The organism is Terribacillus saccharophilus, from assembly GCF_000725365.1.
Taxonomy (GTDB): domain Bacteria; phylum Bacillota; class Bacilli; order Bacillales; family Amphibacillaceae; genus Terribacillus; species Terribacillus saccharophilus.
In genome coordinates, this window is record NZ_CP008876.1 from 396,576 (window position 1) to 412,545 (window position 15,970).

The following is a 15,970-nucleotide window of genomic DNA, read 5'->3' on the forward strand; positions in this document are numbered from 1 at the left end:
GCAGGAAATAAGTATCTAATAGAGAAGTAAAATTAAATAGCAAATTTCTATTATAGGATATGTAATAGAATCACATGAACGAGGGGGAGGAGTAACTATGGGCCTGGTTTTGTCAATCACAGATAAAGATTTTAGCGAGCTGCTGCAAGACTTCTATGATGTGATGAAACAGGAAAAACAAGAGGAAGCAGCAATGCTGGCAGATATAATTGACACAATGAAGAAGGACATTAGATTAGAGGAAGTGTTAATTAAAGCAGATTTGCTTACCATTCGGTACCAGGTGATGCAGGGGGAATTGCAACCTGCAGGATATCTATTGGAAGAGTTTGAGGAGCGAGGGCATGACCTTTCGCAACAGAATGAATACTTCTATAAATATTTTAAAGGGCAAGTTCTCTTCAAAAAGAAAAGATGGAAAGAAGCATTAAGATATTATGAACAAGCTGAGCTTTACATAACAGAGGATGAAGAAAAAGCAGATTTTTATTATAAGCTATCTCATGCTTATTATCGCACTGGTATTCCCGCATTATCAGTACTGAACGCGAATAAAGCGCTTCGTTATGCAGCATCATACAAGCAGCAATATCATCTTGCTAAATGCAAGCTGCTGCTCGGACTGAATCATCTGGAAATACGGAACTTCGAACAAGCCGAGTTTCTTTTATACGAAGCACTCGACAGCCAGCATAATATTGATGAAACGTCTCTTGATCTGGCATCAATGGTTCATCACAATTTAGGATTGCTTCATTTTGTGCAGCGAAAGTTTGAAAAGGCAGTCGACTACTTTGATCAAGCTGTACATGCCACCCCTTGCTCTCATTACTTGAAGAGCCTCTACTATCTGACAGAATCCCTCTTCCGTGTCAATCACCACTCAGAAGCAATGAAATACTACCAAATCGGCCTTACTAAGAGTAAGGAAAAGAAGGATATGGTCTATCAATGGGCTTTCGCTATGCTGCACAAGCAATTTGTCGATTGTGACAATTTTGAAGCGGTATGGGCAGAAGGCATTGCTTATTATAAAGCTATTGATGATAGCGAAAGTGTCCATTATTATAGCTTGCGCATGGCGGATTATTACACGCTAAAAGGAGAAGAAGAGAAGGCGAATTACTATTATCGGCTTGCTGTATTATGAAAGCTAATTTATCTGGTAGGATTTTCTGCCTGTTACCTAAGAATCATGAAAAACCAGCATCTGACTATATAGTGGCTATCTAGGAGAATCTTTTAAAATATTCTAAAATTATTACTATTATATTAAGATTTTCGTATAAATATTCCATTTTTTGTTTTTCCTTTTATACTAGAGCTGTGGAAGTGCTGAACCACATCGGTTTACAAACTTTGGCAGCGATAGGAGAGGAAAAAAATATGATCAACACCTTACGTCACAGTAAGGGAGCGGCAGTCGTTTTCCTAGTGATCAGATTATATCTTGGGTACACGTTCCTGTCCGCCGGCTTAGGTAAGCTGATGAGCGGAAACTTTGATGCAAGCGGATTTGTCCAAGGTGCGTTAGCGCGCTCGGACGCCGGTGTCATCCAGAGCTGGTGGGGAAGTTTCTTAGAAGAAGTAGTCCTTCCAAATGCAGAGGTTTTCAGTTTCCTTGTTATGTGGGGAGAGACTCTGGTCGGATTGGCACTGCTGCTTGGTGCATTCACTGCATTTGCAGCTTTTATGGGAATATTAATGAATATCTCATTCCTATTAAGCGGTGCGGTTGGGCAAAATTTGATATTTATCATCTTGGGCTTAGTGCTGATCATCGGCGGGACAAACGCTGGACGGTACGGCATTGATCGCTGGATCATGTCTTCTCTGCGTAACAAAGGAAATGACAGGTCAGCCAGAAACAGCAAAAGACAACTTATATAATAAAAGAGAACACGCGCTTGTCGCGTGTTTCTTTATGCAGGAAAAAAAATCTTGTTGAAATAAGTCAATGTGTGTAGTACAGTTAAAAAGGTTTTTTAATTGCATACAAATCCTCATCATTTGATGAGGTAGAGGTTGCAGCTGTTATTAGTACAGACTAGGAGATCAGGAGAGATCGTTGATTAGACTGAAAAGGAACAGCTGCCGAAGCTGGATGGATTCTCCAATCCTACTGGCTGGGCCTGCTCCCGAATAGGGGCAGGACTGTCACGTCAGTCGCAAAGCTGGCGTGTTGCGCTATCTTTGTGAGAATGATGCTGTTTATAAGTAAAGGCCGTTCCGATAGAGCAAACTATCCGGGATGGTCTTTTTTCGTATCTATAGCGCAACGGACGAAGAAACAGAGAGGGGAAAGAAAGTGAGTAACAATACGAAACAAACGGGCTTACGCAGAGCACTGAAAGCTCGTCACTTAGGGATGATCTCCCTTGGCGGTACAATTGGTACAGGATTATTCCTGGCCAGCGGAGGAGCCATTAGCAGTGCAGGACCAGGAGGAGCATTGCTTGCATATGCGCTAATTGGCTGTATGGTATTCTTCTTGATGACAAGCTTGGCGGAAATGGCAGCATTCATGCCTGTATCCGGAAGCTTCAGCACATATGGATCACGTTTTGTCGACGAATCGTTTGGATTTGCACTAGGCTGGAACTATTGGTTCAACTGGGCTATCACAATTGCAGCGGAGCTTGTTGCTGTTACATTGATAATGGGATTCTGGTTCCCGGATACTCCATCATGGATCTGGAGTGCTATCAGTCTTATCATCATGTTCTTATTGAATTATATTTCTGTTAAAGGGTTCGGTGAATCCGAATATTGGTTCGCTTTGATCAAAGTCGTTACTGTCATCATTTTCATCATTGTCGGTTTATTGATGATCATTGGTATCCTTGGCGGCGATTCACCTGGATTCTCCAACTTCACTGTAGAAGACGCACCATTTAATGGCGGCTTTCTTGCATTGCTTGGCGTATTCATGGCTGCTGGCTTCTCTTTCCAAGGAACAGAGCTGCTTGGAGCAGCTGCCGGAGAAGCAGACAATCCGAGAAAATCGATTCCGAAAGCAATTCGTTCGGTCTTCTGGCGTATTCTGTTGTTCTACATCTTGGCTATCTTCATTATCGGGATGCTCATTCCTTATACAACAGAGAGTCTTGCAAGTGATGATGTCCGTCTAAGTCCGTTCACACTTGTGTTTGAAAAAGCTGGAATCGCGTTTGCAGCATCTGTTATGAACGCTGTTATCCTTACGGCTGTATTATCTGCCGGTAACTCCGGCATGTATGCCAGCACACGGATGCTTTGGAACTTGGCGAAAGAAGGGAAAGCACCAGCTTTCCTTGGTAAACTTAACAAAAACGGCGTGCCTGTAAACGCATTGATTGCTACAGCAGCAGTAGGCTGTGTTGCTTTCCTAACATCTTTCTTCGGAAATGGTGTTGTGTACACATGGTTGTTAAACGTGTCAGGTATGGCTGGCTTTATTGTATGGGTTGGTATTGCTGTTAGTCATTATCGATTCCGAAAAGCATATCTTGCTCAAGGAAATGACATCAAGGATTTGCCATACACAGCTAAATTCTATCCGATAGCGCCGATACTTGCCTTTGTGCTATGTATCATCGTCATTATCGGTCAGAGCTTCACTGCTTTCACTGCAGATGGAATTGAATGGGGCACTTTAATTGCTTCTTACATCGGTATTCCAGTCTTCCTGCTTTGCTGGCTCATTTTTAAAGTGAAAAAGAAAACGAAGGTGCACAAACTGGAGGAAGTTGATTTGACAACTCCGGCACATGAAACAGCACCAGAATAAGTAAAAGCTGCCGGGAGACCGGCAGCTTTTTTTATAAGAGATTCTTTATTGGGAAAATGTTAACTAACCTTAGTATTTGGGGTAATTTATAAGTAATGACGTAGATTTAACACGAAATAACTTCCAGCTTAATCCAAAGTAACAGTAAACGGAAATATGTGATATTTTTATGTATTTTTTTGTTTGATTTTATTACTAATTTCCTAATTTTCTTGTTTCTTTATTCTATTTACAAGTTATACTGAATTAGAGGTGAATATATGAAAATTGCAATTGTGACAGACAGTCTTACTAACTTGAGAGAAGAGGATTTACAGAGATATCCTTTTATATATTACGCGCATTTAAATGTTGTTGTAGATGATAAGTCTTATATTGATTTAAAAGAGATTACGAATGATCAGTTATTTCGTTTTATAGATGAGGGAGCTTCCTATTCTTCTTCCTTGCCGTCACCAGAAGTGTTTGTAACCCTATATGAAAAACTATTGGCAGAATATGATGCTATAATCAGTCTTCATTGTACAGAAAATGTAAGCGGTACCGTCAATTCCGCCCGTATAGCAAGGGATTCCATCGAAGGTGCAAAAGAAAAAATTACCGTCATCGATTCGAATACAGCTTCTATTGGAGTAGAAAATATCGTCATTAAAGTGTGTGAGCTCATGGAGCAAGGTAAGTCACTTGATGAACTATTAAAGGTAATTGAATATTACCGCACACATGGACAGCTGTACCTTACGATTAATGACCTGACAACGCTAGTACGTACTGGCCGCATTTCGAAAACAGCTTCAAGGATCGGAAACTTATTGCATATTAAACCAATTATCGGATTTGAGAATGTGAAATTAGAGGTTATGGGTAAGGTTCGTACTAAGAAACGTCTGTTAAAATGGATGCTGGAAAGATTACGACATGATATTGAGGAATCAGGAAAACAAGTTGTTCGTATTACACACGTGAATTCCATTGATCTTGCCACGGAGCTAAAGCATGCGATGGAAACATGCGGAGATAGAGTAGAAGTATTTATCAGCAATGAAATCAGTTCTGTCATGGCAATTCATTTTGGAAGAGGCGGAGTTGGAGCAAGCTGGATGCCTGCGAATTATTCTGTTTAGCAAACTGTTTGTGATATTAATCAATAGTATATATAAAACCCTCGAACAATTATATTGGTCGAGGGTTTTATTATGCTGTATGTAGCTTTTAGTATTAAGGCTGCTTTTCTGTACTCTTCAATATAACGAACCCTATCTTCGTGAAAAGATAGAGTGTAAAGATGATTATTAGAGTCCTGCCTATAACATCACCATCGGTCATGTCAAAGCTGCTTTGATACAATAAATGACTGTTAAAACAAAGATAAACTGCGATTAAAAGAGGAATGCTAATGAATAATACAGCAATGGCACGTTTGGCTTCCCAACTCATTATAATCAGCCCTTTCATATATGATCCTTTTCAATATTATAAAAAATCAGGTAAGTGATTCTTATACATGTTCAGAGCATTTTTGCTTATTTCTAAAGTGTGGATTGTCTTTGCATTGGGTGCAGCGTAGATAATAGGATAATCTATTTCACTATAATCTTCATTAATTCGGAATGCTAATTGCTCTTCGTCCAGATAAAATTCAGATTGTATGCCAGGTTTGTTTCCGCGTACGTCTAAACGGATCCACCTATTTAAGTCTTTCATAAAAACTCCATTTAAAGCATGAATGCAATAACCTTTGTCTGGTGTATCGAATAGGGTCAATCTTTGGTAGCAAAAGCCAGTAGGAATATCTAATGACCTTAACATAGCGGCAAACAAGTTAGACTTTGCATAACAAATACCTTCTTCATATGTAAGTACATCTGAAGCTTTGCAAGTCACCCGTGGGCTTTGAATATCCCATGAGTGCGCTATATTGTCACGGACGTAATTGAATACCACTCTGACTATGTCTGATTCGGACATTTGAAATGAAATCAGCTCACTTACCTTCTCCTTGATCAGAGGGTGTGAGAAGTCTATTACATCTGATTCCATTAAGTAGTCATCGTAAGAATGTTTCTCGGGTATTAAATTCAAAGTATCTCCCTCCCATAATACATATGTATAAATATACCAATAAAAGTAATCAAAGGATTCTTTAATTTTGATTGTTCTAAGTCATTCTTATATGCGCATATTAATGGTTGTCGAAAGCAATTTACATTTTTATTCTAATACTCAATTAATCCGAGTAACCCGATAAGGTATATTGACAATCTGCTCGCTGTCTGGTAAACTTTCTGAAAACTGTATATGTTTCTTATCTAGAGAGGTGGAGGGATATGGCCCTGTGAAACCTCAGCAGCAGGTCTGACAACAGATACTGTGCTAATTCCATCGGTTCATAGCCGGCAGATAAGATGAATAGAGGAAGCCTCTCGACGCATCTTGCACGAGAGGCTTTTGTATTTGTCCCGCTGCCTACAGAAAGGGGAAGGCAACATGTTTGAATTGATTCGGGAACTGTCTAAGTATAAAGGGTACAATCAGTCCTTTGTTTCACAGATCGTCGATAAGATTACACCGTTCGCGGATGAGATGCACTTTGACAGTCGGGGGAATCTTATTGTCCGTAAATATGGAGAAAAGTATTCGCCAAAAATCACTTTGCTTGCAGAGGTGAAGGAGGAAATTTACGTTGTATCATCCATTACAGAGTCAGGTTCTCTTGTAGCGGATGCGAATTATTTTTCCCTCACCTATGCTCAAGGCCAGACTGTTCAAGTCGAGACAAAGAATGGATTAGTGCAGGGCGTAATTATGGCAGGGGAAACAGGGCAGCATGCGGCTGTGATCGACATCGGCGCCAACTCGAAAAACGATGCGCGCGAGATGGGTGTTGAGCCTGGCAACCATGTTACGCTATATGATGATTTCCTGTATCTTGGTGACGAAGTGAGCGGAAGAGTCGTCGGAAAAGGATTGGATAATAAAGTGGCACCGGCAATTGCGATTAATCTACTGCAGCAATGGGATACAGCTGAAGGGGAAATCACTATTATCTTCTTTCCGTTTCATAACAAAAAGCAACTTACCTATCAGCTCGAAGGGGAAGCAGCCTTTTTCATCGGATCCGTCCCGCGTCAAAGAATAGCGCACAAAAGCCGAGGAGCCATCGAATTAGGAAGCGGAGTTGCCATCAAAGTGGCAGACAAAACGATTCCGATCAATCAGACATTAAAAAATCAGCTGGTCGATTTGGCCATAGCTCATGATATTCCATTTCAGCTGGAATTTTTATTTCGGCATCGCTATAAAAAGCTATCTACTAAAATTCCAGTCAGCGTCCTAAATATCCCGATAGAGCATCTTGATCAGACGACTCAGGTCGTGTCAGTAAAGGACTTGGAGGATACAAATCAGCTGATTCAGACTTATCTTTTACGAAGCAAAGAATTACAATTTTAGTTTGTGGTAAAATTCCCCATTCCTGTTTAATTTCCAGTATACTGAAGCTAACAGTATAGAGGAGGCGGTTCAGTATGAAAAAGACAAATGCAGCATACAAGTCGCAAAGCAGGAGTGTCACAGCAATCAGCTAAAGGGGAGCTTTTATTGAAGCAAGCACTATTGATTATTGACGCACAGCAAGCACTGGTTGAAGGCGGAGCAGGAGAGAGACCTGTTTATCGTAAAGAAAACTTGATTGAGCAAATAAATCTAGTGATCACGAAAGCAAAAAAAGCAGACGCCGCAATTCTATTCGTCCGTGATACAGATGTAGCAGAAGGGAAAGGTGCCGGATTTCAAATTCATCCGGGTATCCAAGTGCCAGAAAAAGCGCCTGTCTTTAACAAGCAGGCAACAAATGCTTTCTATGGAACAGGTTTGCTGGAACATGTAAAAGAAGAAGGTTTCACACATCTTGTCATCATGGGCTGTGAAACCCAGCATTGTATCGACACGGCGGTTCGTACTGCAACCGTACAAGGGATGGATGTAACACTCGTGGCAGATGGCCATTCCACAGCCGGCTCCGATGTTCTGACTGCAGAGCAAATCATTCAGCATCATAATCAGATTCTGCACGGTCACTATAACGTCGACCATTTCTCTGTTGTCCGGCAGGCTGAGGAAGATTTGTTTGTACCGACACATGATTCGTATCGTTGAGTTTAATATAGGACTTAAAAACAGATGATTTGCAGAGAGGGTTGATGTAGTGGGTTTTTGGTATTTACTACTACTTTTGATAGGTATCATTTTGTTTGTTATAGGAATCATGAAAAAAGGTGTTTCTGCAGCTGTTAAGGCAGTAATTTTGTTGTTTGTTATTGGAATCTTATTCATAGTGGTGTCAATAGTCTTATTGATGCCTGGTAGTTCCGATATTATTGCTGAACTTTTGAAAATGGAATAAGATTAACGGCTTTTGTTGAATAATGAAGATCGTCAATCTGGCGGTCTTTTTTTCCGTTCAAAAACTGACTAGCTGCAGAATGAAAAACGTAGTATTCGTCAACGGTGAATGTCTGACCGAAACGAAGTGAAGGGAATAATTGATAGGTGTATTTTAGAGAATGTAAGAAAGTACTGACTACGTTTTGTTAATATATTTAAATATTACCTTCTGAGAACAGAATAAATATCTGAATAATCAAATAAGTGTGTTATATGATCTCACAACATAGATGCATCCATCATGGTATTTCGACATAATTAACCCATAATCCGTCTTAAATACATCTTTTCAGGAGGTATTCTATTGGGCTTTGAAGCTTTACTAACGGAGATTAGCGGTTATTTATGGAGTGTACCAATGCTGATTTTCATCGCTGTGGTTGCTGGGGTTTATACAATTGCATCCGGGTTTCTGCAGGTAAGATATGTGAAGGACATGGTTGTGCACACGTTTACCGGGAAAAGTTCTGAATCAGGCGTTTCGCCCTTTCAATCGCTGGTTATTGCGCTTTCAGGCAGAGTTGGTACAGGGAATATAGCAGGGGTTGCGACTGCTATCGCAGCAGGAGGCCCTGGGGCTGTGTTCTGGATGTGGTTCATTGCTTTCTTTGGATCTGCGGCTGCTTTTGCGGAGTCGACGCTTGCGCAGATTTATAAAAAGAAAGTGGATGGCGAGTATCGCGGGGGACCAGCCTATTATGCGGAGAAAGGGCTTGGATGGAAATGGTATGGCTATATTTTTGCGGTGGTTGCAGCTGTGTCTACCTGTCTTTTAACACCAGGTGTGCAGGCAAATGCAATTGCTGACAGCATGAATAATGCATTCGGCATCGGACCAGTAATCACTGGGATTGCTTTGGTTGTTATCACAGGATACGTCATCTTTGGCGGTGTCCGCAGAATAGCCTTCTTGGCTTCATATGTTGTTCCAATCATGGCTTTATTTTATCTAATCGTTGCTGCTATTGTTATCTTCGCGAATATCGAACAGGTTCCAAGTACATTTGCGCTAATTTTCAGCAGTGCTTTCGGTGTTGACTCTGCATTTGGCGGTATGATTGGTGCAGCCATAAGCTGGGGAGTAAAACGCGGCTTATATTCCAATGAGGCAGGGCAGGGAACAGGAGCGCAGGCAGCGGCGGCTGCAGAAGTTTCCCACCCAGTAAAGCAGGGCTTGGTACAGTCCTTCTCAGTTTATATTGATACACTGCTTATTTGTACAGCAACTGCACTGATGATATTGATGACAGGTAATTATAGTGTAACAGATCCGGATGGCGGCTATATTGTCGACTATACAAATGGAATGGAAGCAGGTGCAGGCTATACGCAGGCAGCAGTAGATGGAGTGCTTGGCGGATTCGGATCGCCATTTGTGGCAATCTCTCTATTTCTCTTTGCCTTTACTACACTCGTTGCTTATTTCTATATTGCTGAGACGAATCTGTTTTATATCGTCAGGGGTAAATCAAGGAAGGTTTTCTCCAATATTTTAAAGGTATTATTCTTGGCGGCGATATTCTTCGGCACTGTACGCTCGGCAACCTTTACTTGGACACTAGCGGATATAGGACTTGGATTAATGGTTTGGGTAAACTTAATAGCTGTCATCCTGCTGTATAAACCGACGATGATCGCACTCAAGGATTATAAGGCACAAAGGAAGCAAGGGCTTGATCCCATATTCCGTCCTTCAAAAGTCAATATTGAAAATGCCGATTATTGGGTGGAACGTGAAGAGGAAGATGAAAAGCGTAGGAAGACAATGTAACGAAAACCTTTCCGCAGTCCCGGAAGGTATTGTGAAGCATTAAAATAAAATGAGAATATCCCTTTGAATCGGAGAACGAGGCATACACCTCGTTCTTTTCTTATGACAAGAAGCAATCGGATAAAGAAGAGCATTTGAAACAGCATTTCGCCCATGTTCACAAATCTGTAATAGGAATATTGCGAATTTGTGAAAACGTTCACAATGGTGCGCGCAATATCTTTTTTTCGCTTATACTACAAGTGTAGAAGGAACAGCGCTAATCCATCTCAATCTATTATGTGAAATGTTTAACAAACTATTTTCATGAATGGAGTGTTGAAGAAAATGATCATACAGTGGATTCGAAACAGTAAAGCAGCAGCGGGACTTTGGGCAGTTATCCGAATTTACCTTGGCTATAGCTGGTTAACAGGCGGACTGGGCAAACTGACAGGCGGCGGTTTTGATGCAAGTGGCTTCCTGCAAGGCGCAGTCGCACAAGCCGGCGGAGATCATCCAGCGGTGCAAGGCTGGTGGGCAGTCTTCCTGGAACAAGTCGCATTGCCAAACGCAGGGTTGTTCAGCTTCCTTGTTATGTGGGGAGAGATACTTGTAGGAATCGCACTTATACTCGGAGTCTTCACTAACTTCGCTGCTCTTATGGGAATAACAATGAACTTCGCTTTCTTGTTCAGTGGCACCGTCAGCACAAACGCCCAAATGGTCTTGCTAACTATCTTCTTACTTGTCGCAGGAGCTAATGCCGGACGATATGGACTGGATCGCTGGGTAATGCCTTATCTAAGAAATCACTATCCAAAACACACAACTAAAACACCGACGAAGCCGATTGCTTCTTAAATGATAATGATATAGAACCTACCGTTTTGTAGCGGTAGGTTTTTTTGTTATGTGTAAATGGAAATGAAACCCATTATTTATTGAATCGTACAGATAATATCAGTTACATTATTAGGAAAGGATTGAAAACATGATTATACTCTTGGATGTATTCAGTATTCTGATGCTGTCTTCCATTTCGGGCTCTTATTCTGAGGATGATACGCAGCACAATATCGAGAACTTGAAAAAGACAGATTGGTTCCAGCAGTATTTGAAGCAACAGCCGTATCGGGATTTGCTTATTTCTGATAAGGATGTGAGAAAAGTTATTGGGCGACTGAATAATAAGAAGCTGGCGAAGAATCCGCAAAGAGAAGCTTATCAGCGTATTGTCACAAAAGCATTGCAGCAGAAGTTTTTTGTTTCTCAGTAAGATAATAATGCAAAAGAAAGAGGATACTCATGACAAAAATACAGGTGACAGGCATCTCATCATGCGGCAACTCTCCTAAGAGTGAGCTAATTCGTCAGCTGACAGTTGACGCATTTCTGCAGCAACATGAACAGTTAGAAGAGAAACTTGCCGCAGATTGCACAGTGGAGCTAGCTGGTAGGGATGTATATGTTGGTCATAAGAATATCTTATCTATGTTAACTCCTTTGCAGAGTATCACATCTTTACATATTGCCAATGCTTTTACTCACGGCAAGCAAGGAGCAGTGAACGGTTCTTTCAAAAAAGATACACAGACATACTCTTTCGCGCTAATTTTTACATTCACAAGTGCGGGAAAGAATGCGAAAGTGCAGCAAATATCCTGCTATGTGATGAAAGAGAGGAACCACGCATAAATGCTGGTTCCTCTTTTTAGTATCTAATTCAATCTTGGATCATACATCAGCTGCAAATCAACTCCAAAGGGATCTCGCACAATAGCATACGCTTCACTGAACATATTCGCCGATAGCGGACGTATAACATTCACACGAGTGTCACTCGTTATATTCTGATAGAAACGTTTTACCTCCGTTAAGTCTGCACTTTGAATACAAAGAGAAAAGTTATTTCCTGCTTGATATTTCTCCTTAGGCTCCATTGTCTCTTCCGCAATCATTACTTTCGTTTTTCCAATTTGCAGCACAGAGTGCGAGATAAGCTCCTTGTTTTCTTCTGTAAGCTCCATGAAGGGATCACGCTGTGTCATGTCTGTATAAGTCACAAGTAAAAGTTCCTCTGCTTGCAAGTTGCGCTTATAGAATTCAATCGCCTCTTTAGCCTTTCCATTCATTGATAGAAAAACTGCTATCTCCAATGTCATAAAAAAACACTCCTTTTCCTGTTAACAGTTTTAGCTTACAGTAAAAAGGTATCAATTCATGACACCTATTAAGGAGCTTTTATCATGCGTAAATCAGAAAGATTGCAGGACATGCTGCAGTACATAAATGAGAAGAAGCAATTTAACTTAAAAGACTTGATGGAGGAGTATGGTATATCCAGAAGCACAGCCATTCGAGATGTCCAGGCACTTGAAATGCTCGGAATGCCGATCTACGCGGAACACGGTCGAAACGGAAAGTACGTTGTCTTAGATAATCGCGTCATTTCGCCAATCACTTTTACTGCAAATGAACTATACGCCATTTACTTTGCGATGCTAACGTTATCGGGATATAAGGAAACACCATTTGAACAGGAGATAAATAGCTTGGAAGAGACCTTTCGGAGTGTCTTACCAAGCGGTATAAAAGATAGAGTGAAAAAGATGAAGGATTCGGTAAAGCTGGATACACCCAGCCATAGTAATGAGGCACCTTATCTTAAAGAAATCCTAAAAGGTATCATGGAGGAGAAGATCTATACAATTTCCTATCGAAAAGAAGAAATCCGAAGTATGACAGTACAGTTTGTTACACTGCAGGCGAAATTCGGACAATGGTATGCGAAAGTCTACAATATGAATTCAAATCGTATCCAGACTGTTCGCTGCGACAAGATAGTGCAATTGAAAGAGTCAGAAGAGAACCAGCCGCAGGAATTACAGTATCTTCTTTCACTTTTAAAAACGTATCATCCTCAACCAGGAGCGACCAGGTTCACTGTAGAAGTTACAGAACGAGGTAAGGATATATATGATAAAGAAAATTATCCGTCCATGAGTCTTGAGAAGACAGGAAATAACTTTACGATATCTGGCTATTATAATGTAGATGAAGCGGCATTTATTGCGGAGTATTTTTTACGTTTTGGTAGATCTATCATATCAATTCAACCTTCTGCGCTACAGCTGGCAATTCAAAATAAGCTACAATTATTTATTATGCACTTGGACAAAATAAACTAGCGATTGGTGCTAGTTCAATAGAGGTAAATACAAAGTTAGAAGAGATGCTTTGTATCCGGTCAGCTTCATAATGGGTGGCTATTTCCATTATACATGGCGTGTGGTATTACTTAGATAGTAGAGCTTTTCCATCGAAGAAAAGAAATTGATTTGAAGGGGGATAAAGCGATTGATGAAATCACTAAATCTTATAGAAAAAGCTAAATCAGGAGACAGAAATGTACTCAGAGATAATAAATGGCTGCAGTATCTATATCTTACGAAAGAGCAACATATCAATTTAGAACAAGTGGATTCACTCGAGCGGATGCCAGAAAATCCAATCCTGCCTTATGTGGAGCGGACGCTACTTGTTTTAAGTGAAATGGATCTGCCATTGAAAGAGAAAAGCATTATTGAGGAAGTCCTAGTTTGGTCAGAAGTTGCAAAAGGCGGCATGAGGCATAATAGAAGGATTTGGAGAGAGAATGGCTTTCAACTCGACATACATAATATTGGTTCCGCACAAATATACGCTGCAGAACAAATGCATTTATCGCTTCACCAACGAGATCTAGAGAAAGAGGAATTAATCTATACCCTTATCCTAACTCATGGATTATTTGGTCAGTTTATACGAGGAGAGGTTCGTTATAAACAGTTACAGCCGTTAATTCATTGGGTTGAGGAACAAAACAATATAGACGTAAATATAGAAGTTGTTCTCAATAAATTAAATCAATGCATTATTCAAGGTGTCTCGAATGACATATGGGATAAGGTGAAAGACGACACTGGGCGCTTAATCTCTTCGATTGTGAATAAAGAACAACTAAAAGAACTCCCGCTAAAAGTGAGGATAAGAAGACTGCGACAATCTTCTATCCAAAAGGGAGAGAATTTTGATAAGCAATATGATCAATATATGAAGAATGAACACTTAAATAAATACATAGAAGGCTTCTTTAAGAAAACAGATATGTGGTATGTAGAATCTGCATTGCAAGAATTTTCTTTGGAAGAGTTCTTAAAGATATTCATCCTCATATATCAAAAAATAAACCCACTTTCTATTCAGCAAGTGAGCTTCGAGTCCTTTATGAAGGATATTTACTATGATTATAAAGGCAAAAAATCTATCAACCTTTATAAGAAGCGTATAATCGAATCTTATCTAAATGAATTCTCCTTAGAAGATCTTTTACAAGGAAAAAATTCTGTAAATGAGCATGTTGAGCTACAAACAGAACCAATGGACCTTTTTGGTCAAATTGTAGGCGTCCGTTTTCGTTATTCAGCAGCAGGAGAAAAATTAATTGAGTTTTGCCAGGAAGCAGAAAAGTCTCCTCATTATGAGCGAGCTACCATTCTACTCTATGATTTCTTCGGATTCCGAAAAGATGCCTTTGATCGGCTGCAAAATGAACAAACATACCTGACAGATATGAATAATGGCCAAGACCATAAAAGAATCATCTCTGATTACGCTACGGGTACATTGATGCTTGATATAGGTGCTGGCGGTGGAGTAATGCTAGATATCTTATCAGAAGATCACCCAGAAGCAGAGGTCGTCGGAATTGATGTCTCTACAAATGTTATAGAAGAACTGAACAAACGTAAAAACAGAGAAAATAAACGTTGGCAGGTAAAACAAGCAGATGCTTTGGAACTGAAAGATTACTATGATTCAGGAAGCATCGATACCATTGTCTTTTCCTCTATCCTCCATGAAATGTTTTCCTATATTCCGTACAAAGGGAAAAAGTTTAATCATGAAGTAATTATTCAAGCGTTGAAAAGTTCATTTGAAGTACTAAATGACGGCGGACGAATTATTATTCGGGATGGCATTATGACAGAGCCAAATGACATGCGTTATCTTAAATTCAAAGATGAAAAAGGACATGAATTCTTTAGTAGATACGTCAAAGATTTTAAGGGCAGAGAGATAGCATATGACGTTGTAGATGATGGAAATATCAAACTCGCGGTTAATGACGCCATGGAGTTCCTGTATACCTACACATGGGGAGAAGAAGCTTATCCACATGAAGTACAAGAACAATTTGGGTACTTTACTCCATCGGAATTTAAAAAGGCCATAGAGGAAGCATTAGGAGATAAGGCTCGGATAGTTGCATTTAAGCATTACTTACAAGATGGATATGAAGAGTTTCTCTCACCAAAAGTAAAAGTTATGGATGAACAAGGAGTAGAAGGTCTACCGGACAGCACTTGCTTTATCGTAATTGAAAAAGAATAAACGTCAAAGGAGTGGGATAAACCACTCTTTTTATTTTGAAAAAAGGTGCTTACACAAATTCAGTATAAGAATGAAGAAGGATATTATTATTCAACAATTATCTAAAAGGCCATTTGTAGACCTACTCCATCCTTTTATTGCTAATGCATCCCTTCTTGTATATTCTGGAAGTAAGTAGCAATGAAAGAGGAGTTGAGAAATCTTGAAATACAGCTTTACAGAAAAAGAAAGAAAACAAGTAATCTCTAATTTTATGCAAGACGGTAAAGTTATCAGTGTTCCTGCAAAAGAGAAAAAGAAGTATATCTTATCAACTGAATTTGCAAAGAAATTTGATGAAGGAAAAATCTATTCCGAGCAGGAAATTAACACTGAACTTCTAACTATGTTTTCAAGAGACGATTACGTCGAACAAAGAAGATATCTAATAACATTTGAATTATTTAAGAGGACATCTGATGGAACACAATACTGGTTGAATAGCGATGAAGATGTTGAGGTTGCAAAATAAATCTTAAGAGATCTACATAACAGCATGTCAGTCATCAATTGCTCACAATCTATAAAGG

15 protein-coding genes and 2 riboswitches are annotated in these 15,970 nt (G+C 39.9%); of the genes, 13 read left to right on the forward strand and 2 right to left on the reverse strand.

The features are described from left to right. Window positions 1-97 precede the first annotated feature (97 nt). The 4 genes from GZ22_RS02130 to GZ22_RS02145 all read left to right on the forward strand — a co-directional run bounded on the left by GZ22_RS02130 (window position 98) and on the right by GZ22_RS02145 (window position 4,893). Window positions 98-1,150, forward strand: coding sequence for a tetratricopeptide repeat protein (locus tag GZ22_RS02130; RefSeq protein WP_038558228.1), 1,053 nt, complete (start codon window positions 98-100; stop codon window positions 1,148-1,150). A gap of 236 nt (window positions 1,151-1,386) precedes the next feature. Then, window positions 1,387-1,890, forward strand: coding sequence for a DoxX family protein (locus GZ22_RS02135; RefSeq protein ID WP_038558229.1), 504 nt, complete (start codon window positions 1,387-1,389; stop codon window positions 1,888-1,890). 121 nt (window positions 1,891-2,011) lie between these two features. After that, window positions 2,012-2,198: riboswitch (Lysine riboswitch) on the forward strand. Between the two features lie 68 nt (window positions 2,199-2,266). Beyond that, window positions 2,267-3,769: an amino acid permease gene (locus tag GZ22_RS02140; RefSeq protein WP_404815066.1), complete on the forward strand. Its 1,503-nt coding sequence runs from the start codon at window positions 2,267-2,269 to the stop codon at window positions 3,767-3,769. 260 nt (window positions 3,770-4,029) lie between these two features. Continuing rightward, window positions 4,030-4,893: a DegV family protein gene (locus GZ22_RS02145; protein WP_038558233.1), complete on the forward strand. Its 864-nt coding sequence runs from the start codon at window positions 4,030-4,032 to the stop codon at window positions 4,891-4,893. Window positions 4,894-5,242: 349 nt separating this feature from the next. Here the strand turns inward: GZ22_RS02145 and GZ22_RS02155 are convergent, their stop codons facing one another. After that, window positions 5,243-5,851: a transglutaminase-like domain-containing protein gene (locus tag GZ22_RS02155; protein ID WP_038558235.1), complete on the reverse strand. Its 609-nt coding sequence runs from the start codon at window positions 5,849-5,851 to the stop codon at window positions 5,243-5,245. A gap of 220 nt (window positions 5,852-6,071) precedes the next feature. Further along, window positions 6,072-6,176, forward strand: a riboswitch (SAM riboswitch). Between the two features lie 80 nt (window positions 6,177-6,256). Here GZ22_RS02155 and GZ22_RS02160 point away from each other — a divergent pair. The 6 genes from GZ22_RS02160 (at window position 6,257) to GZ22_RS02190 (ending at window position 11,663) form a co-directional block, all read left to right on the forward strand. Further along, window positions 6,257-7,222: a hypothetical protein gene (locus GZ22_RS02160; protein WP_038558237.1), complete on the forward strand. Its 966-nt coding sequence runs from the start codon at window positions 6,257-6,259 to the stop codon at window positions 7,220-7,222. A 147-nt stretch (window positions 7,223-7,369) separates the two neighbouring features. After that, a complete protein-coding gene (locus GZ22_RS02165) occupies window positions 7,370-7,927 on the forward strand; it encodes a cysteine hydrolase family protein (RefSeq protein WP_038565458.1) in 558 nt (185 codons plus the stop codon). A gap of 646 nt (window positions 7,928-8,573) precedes the next feature. After that, on the forward strand, window positions 8,574-9,986 hold the full coding sequence (locus tag GZ22_RS02175) for an alanine/glycine:cation symporter family protein (protein WP_051748436.1): 1,413 nt from the start codon (window positions 8,574-8,576) through the stop codon (window positions 9,984-9,986). Between the two features lie 327 nt (window positions 9,987-10,313). Further along, window positions 10,314-10,829, forward strand: a complete 516-nt coding sequence (locus GZ22_RS02180) for a DoxX family protein (RefSeq protein WP_051747952.1) — start codon at window positions 10,314-10,316, stop codon at window positions 10,827-10,829. Window positions 10,830-10,959: 130 nt separating this feature from the next. Then, window positions 10,960-11,244, forward strand: coding sequence for a regulator of G-protein signaling domain-containing protein (locus tag GZ22_RS02185; protein ID WP_038558243.1), 285 nt, complete (start codon window positions 10,960-10,962; stop codon window positions 11,242-11,244). 29 nt (window positions 11,245-11,273) lie between these two features. Beyond that, window positions 11,274-11,663 carry a hypothetical protein gene (locus tag GZ22_RS02190; RefSeq protein WP_038558245.1) on the forward strand — a complete coding sequence of 130 codons (390 nt, stop codon included), beginning with the start codon at window positions 11,274-11,276 and terminating at the stop codon, window positions 11,661-11,663. Between the two features lie 23 nt (window positions 11,664-11,686). Here GZ22_RS02190 and GZ22_RS02195 read toward each other — a convergent pair whose 3' ends face one another. Beyond that, entirely contained in the window at window positions 11,687-12,130 is a 444-nt protein-coding gene (locus tag GZ22_RS02195; RefSeq protein ID WP_038558247.1) for a VOC family protein, read from the reverse strand. Window positions 12,131-12,214: 84 nt separating this feature from the next. Here GZ22_RS02195 and GZ22_RS02200 point away from each other — a divergent pair, with 84 nt between their 5' ends. The 3 genes from GZ22_RS02200 (at window position 12,215) to GZ22_RS02210 (ending at window position 15,912) form a co-directional block, all read left to right on the forward strand. Then, entirely contained in the window at window positions 12,215-13,156 is a 942-nt protein-coding gene (locus GZ22_RS02200) for a helix-turn-helix transcriptional regulator (protein ID WP_051747954.1), read from the forward strand. A gap of 172 nt (window positions 13,157-13,328) precedes the next feature. Continuing rightward, window positions 13,329-15,401: a class I SAM-dependent methyltransferase gene (locus GZ22_RS02205; protein WP_051747956.1), complete on the forward strand. Its 2,073-nt coding sequence runs from the start codon at window positions 13,329-13,331 to the stop codon at window positions 15,399-15,401. 202 nt (window positions 15,402-15,603) lie between these two features. Continuing rightward, on the forward strand, window positions 15,604-15,912 hold the full coding sequence (locus tag GZ22_RS02210; RefSeq protein WP_038558250.1) for a DUF2087 domain-containing protein: 309 nt from the start codon (window positions 15,604-15,606) through the stop codon (window positions 15,910-15,912). Window positions 15,913-15,970 lie beyond the last annotated feature (58 nt).

What these genes read in the sequence shown, in the direction of transcription:
- GZ22_RS02185 (WP_038558243.1), top strand. Translation starts at nt 10,960, where the DNA reads ATGATTATACTCTTGGATGTATTCAGTATTCTGATGCTGTCTTCCATT.
- GZ22_RS02195 (WP_038558247.1), bottom strand. Translation starts at nt 12,130, where the DNA reads ATGACATTGGAGATAGCAGTTTTTCTATCAATGAATGGAAAGGCTAAA.
- GZ22_RS02190 (WP_038558245.1), top strand. Translation starts at nt 11,274, where the DNA reads ATGACAAAAATACAGGTGACAGGCATCTCATCATGCGGCAACTCTCCT.
- GZ22_RS02200 (WP_051747954.1), top strand. Translation starts at nt 12,215, where the DNA reads ATGCGTAAATCAGAAAGATTGCAGGACATGCTGCAGTACATAAATGAG.
- GZ22_RS02205 (WP_051747956.1), top strand. Translation starts at nt 13,329, where the DNA reads ATGAAATCACTAAATCTTATAGAAAAAGCTAAATCAGGAGACAGAAAT.
- GZ22_RS02135 (WP_038558229.1), top strand. Translation starts at nt 1,387, where the DNA reads ATGATCAACACCTTACGTCACAGTAAGGGAGCGGCAGTCGTTTTCCTA.
- GZ22_RS02145 (WP_038558233.1), top strand. Translation starts at nt 4,030, where the DNA reads ATGAAAATTGCAATTGTGACAGACAGTCTTACTAACTTGAGAGAAGAG.
- GZ22_RS02160 (WP_038558237.1), top strand. Translation starts at nt 6,257, where the DNA reads ATGTTTGAATTGATTCGGGAACTGTCTAAGTATAAAGGGTACAATCAG.
- GZ22_RS02180 (WP_051747952.1), top strand. Translation starts at nt 10,314, where the DNA reads ATGATCATACAGTGGATTCGAAACAGTAAAGCAGCAGCGGGACTTTGG.
- GZ22_RS02175 (WP_051748436.1), top strand. Translation starts at nt 8,574, where the DNA reads ATGCTGATTTTCATCGCTGTGGTTGCTGGGGTTTATACAATTGCATCC.
- GZ22_RS02130 (WP_038558228.1), top strand. Translation starts at nt 98, where the DNA reads ATGGGCCTGGTTTTGTCAATCACAGATAAAGATTTTAGCGAGCTGCTG.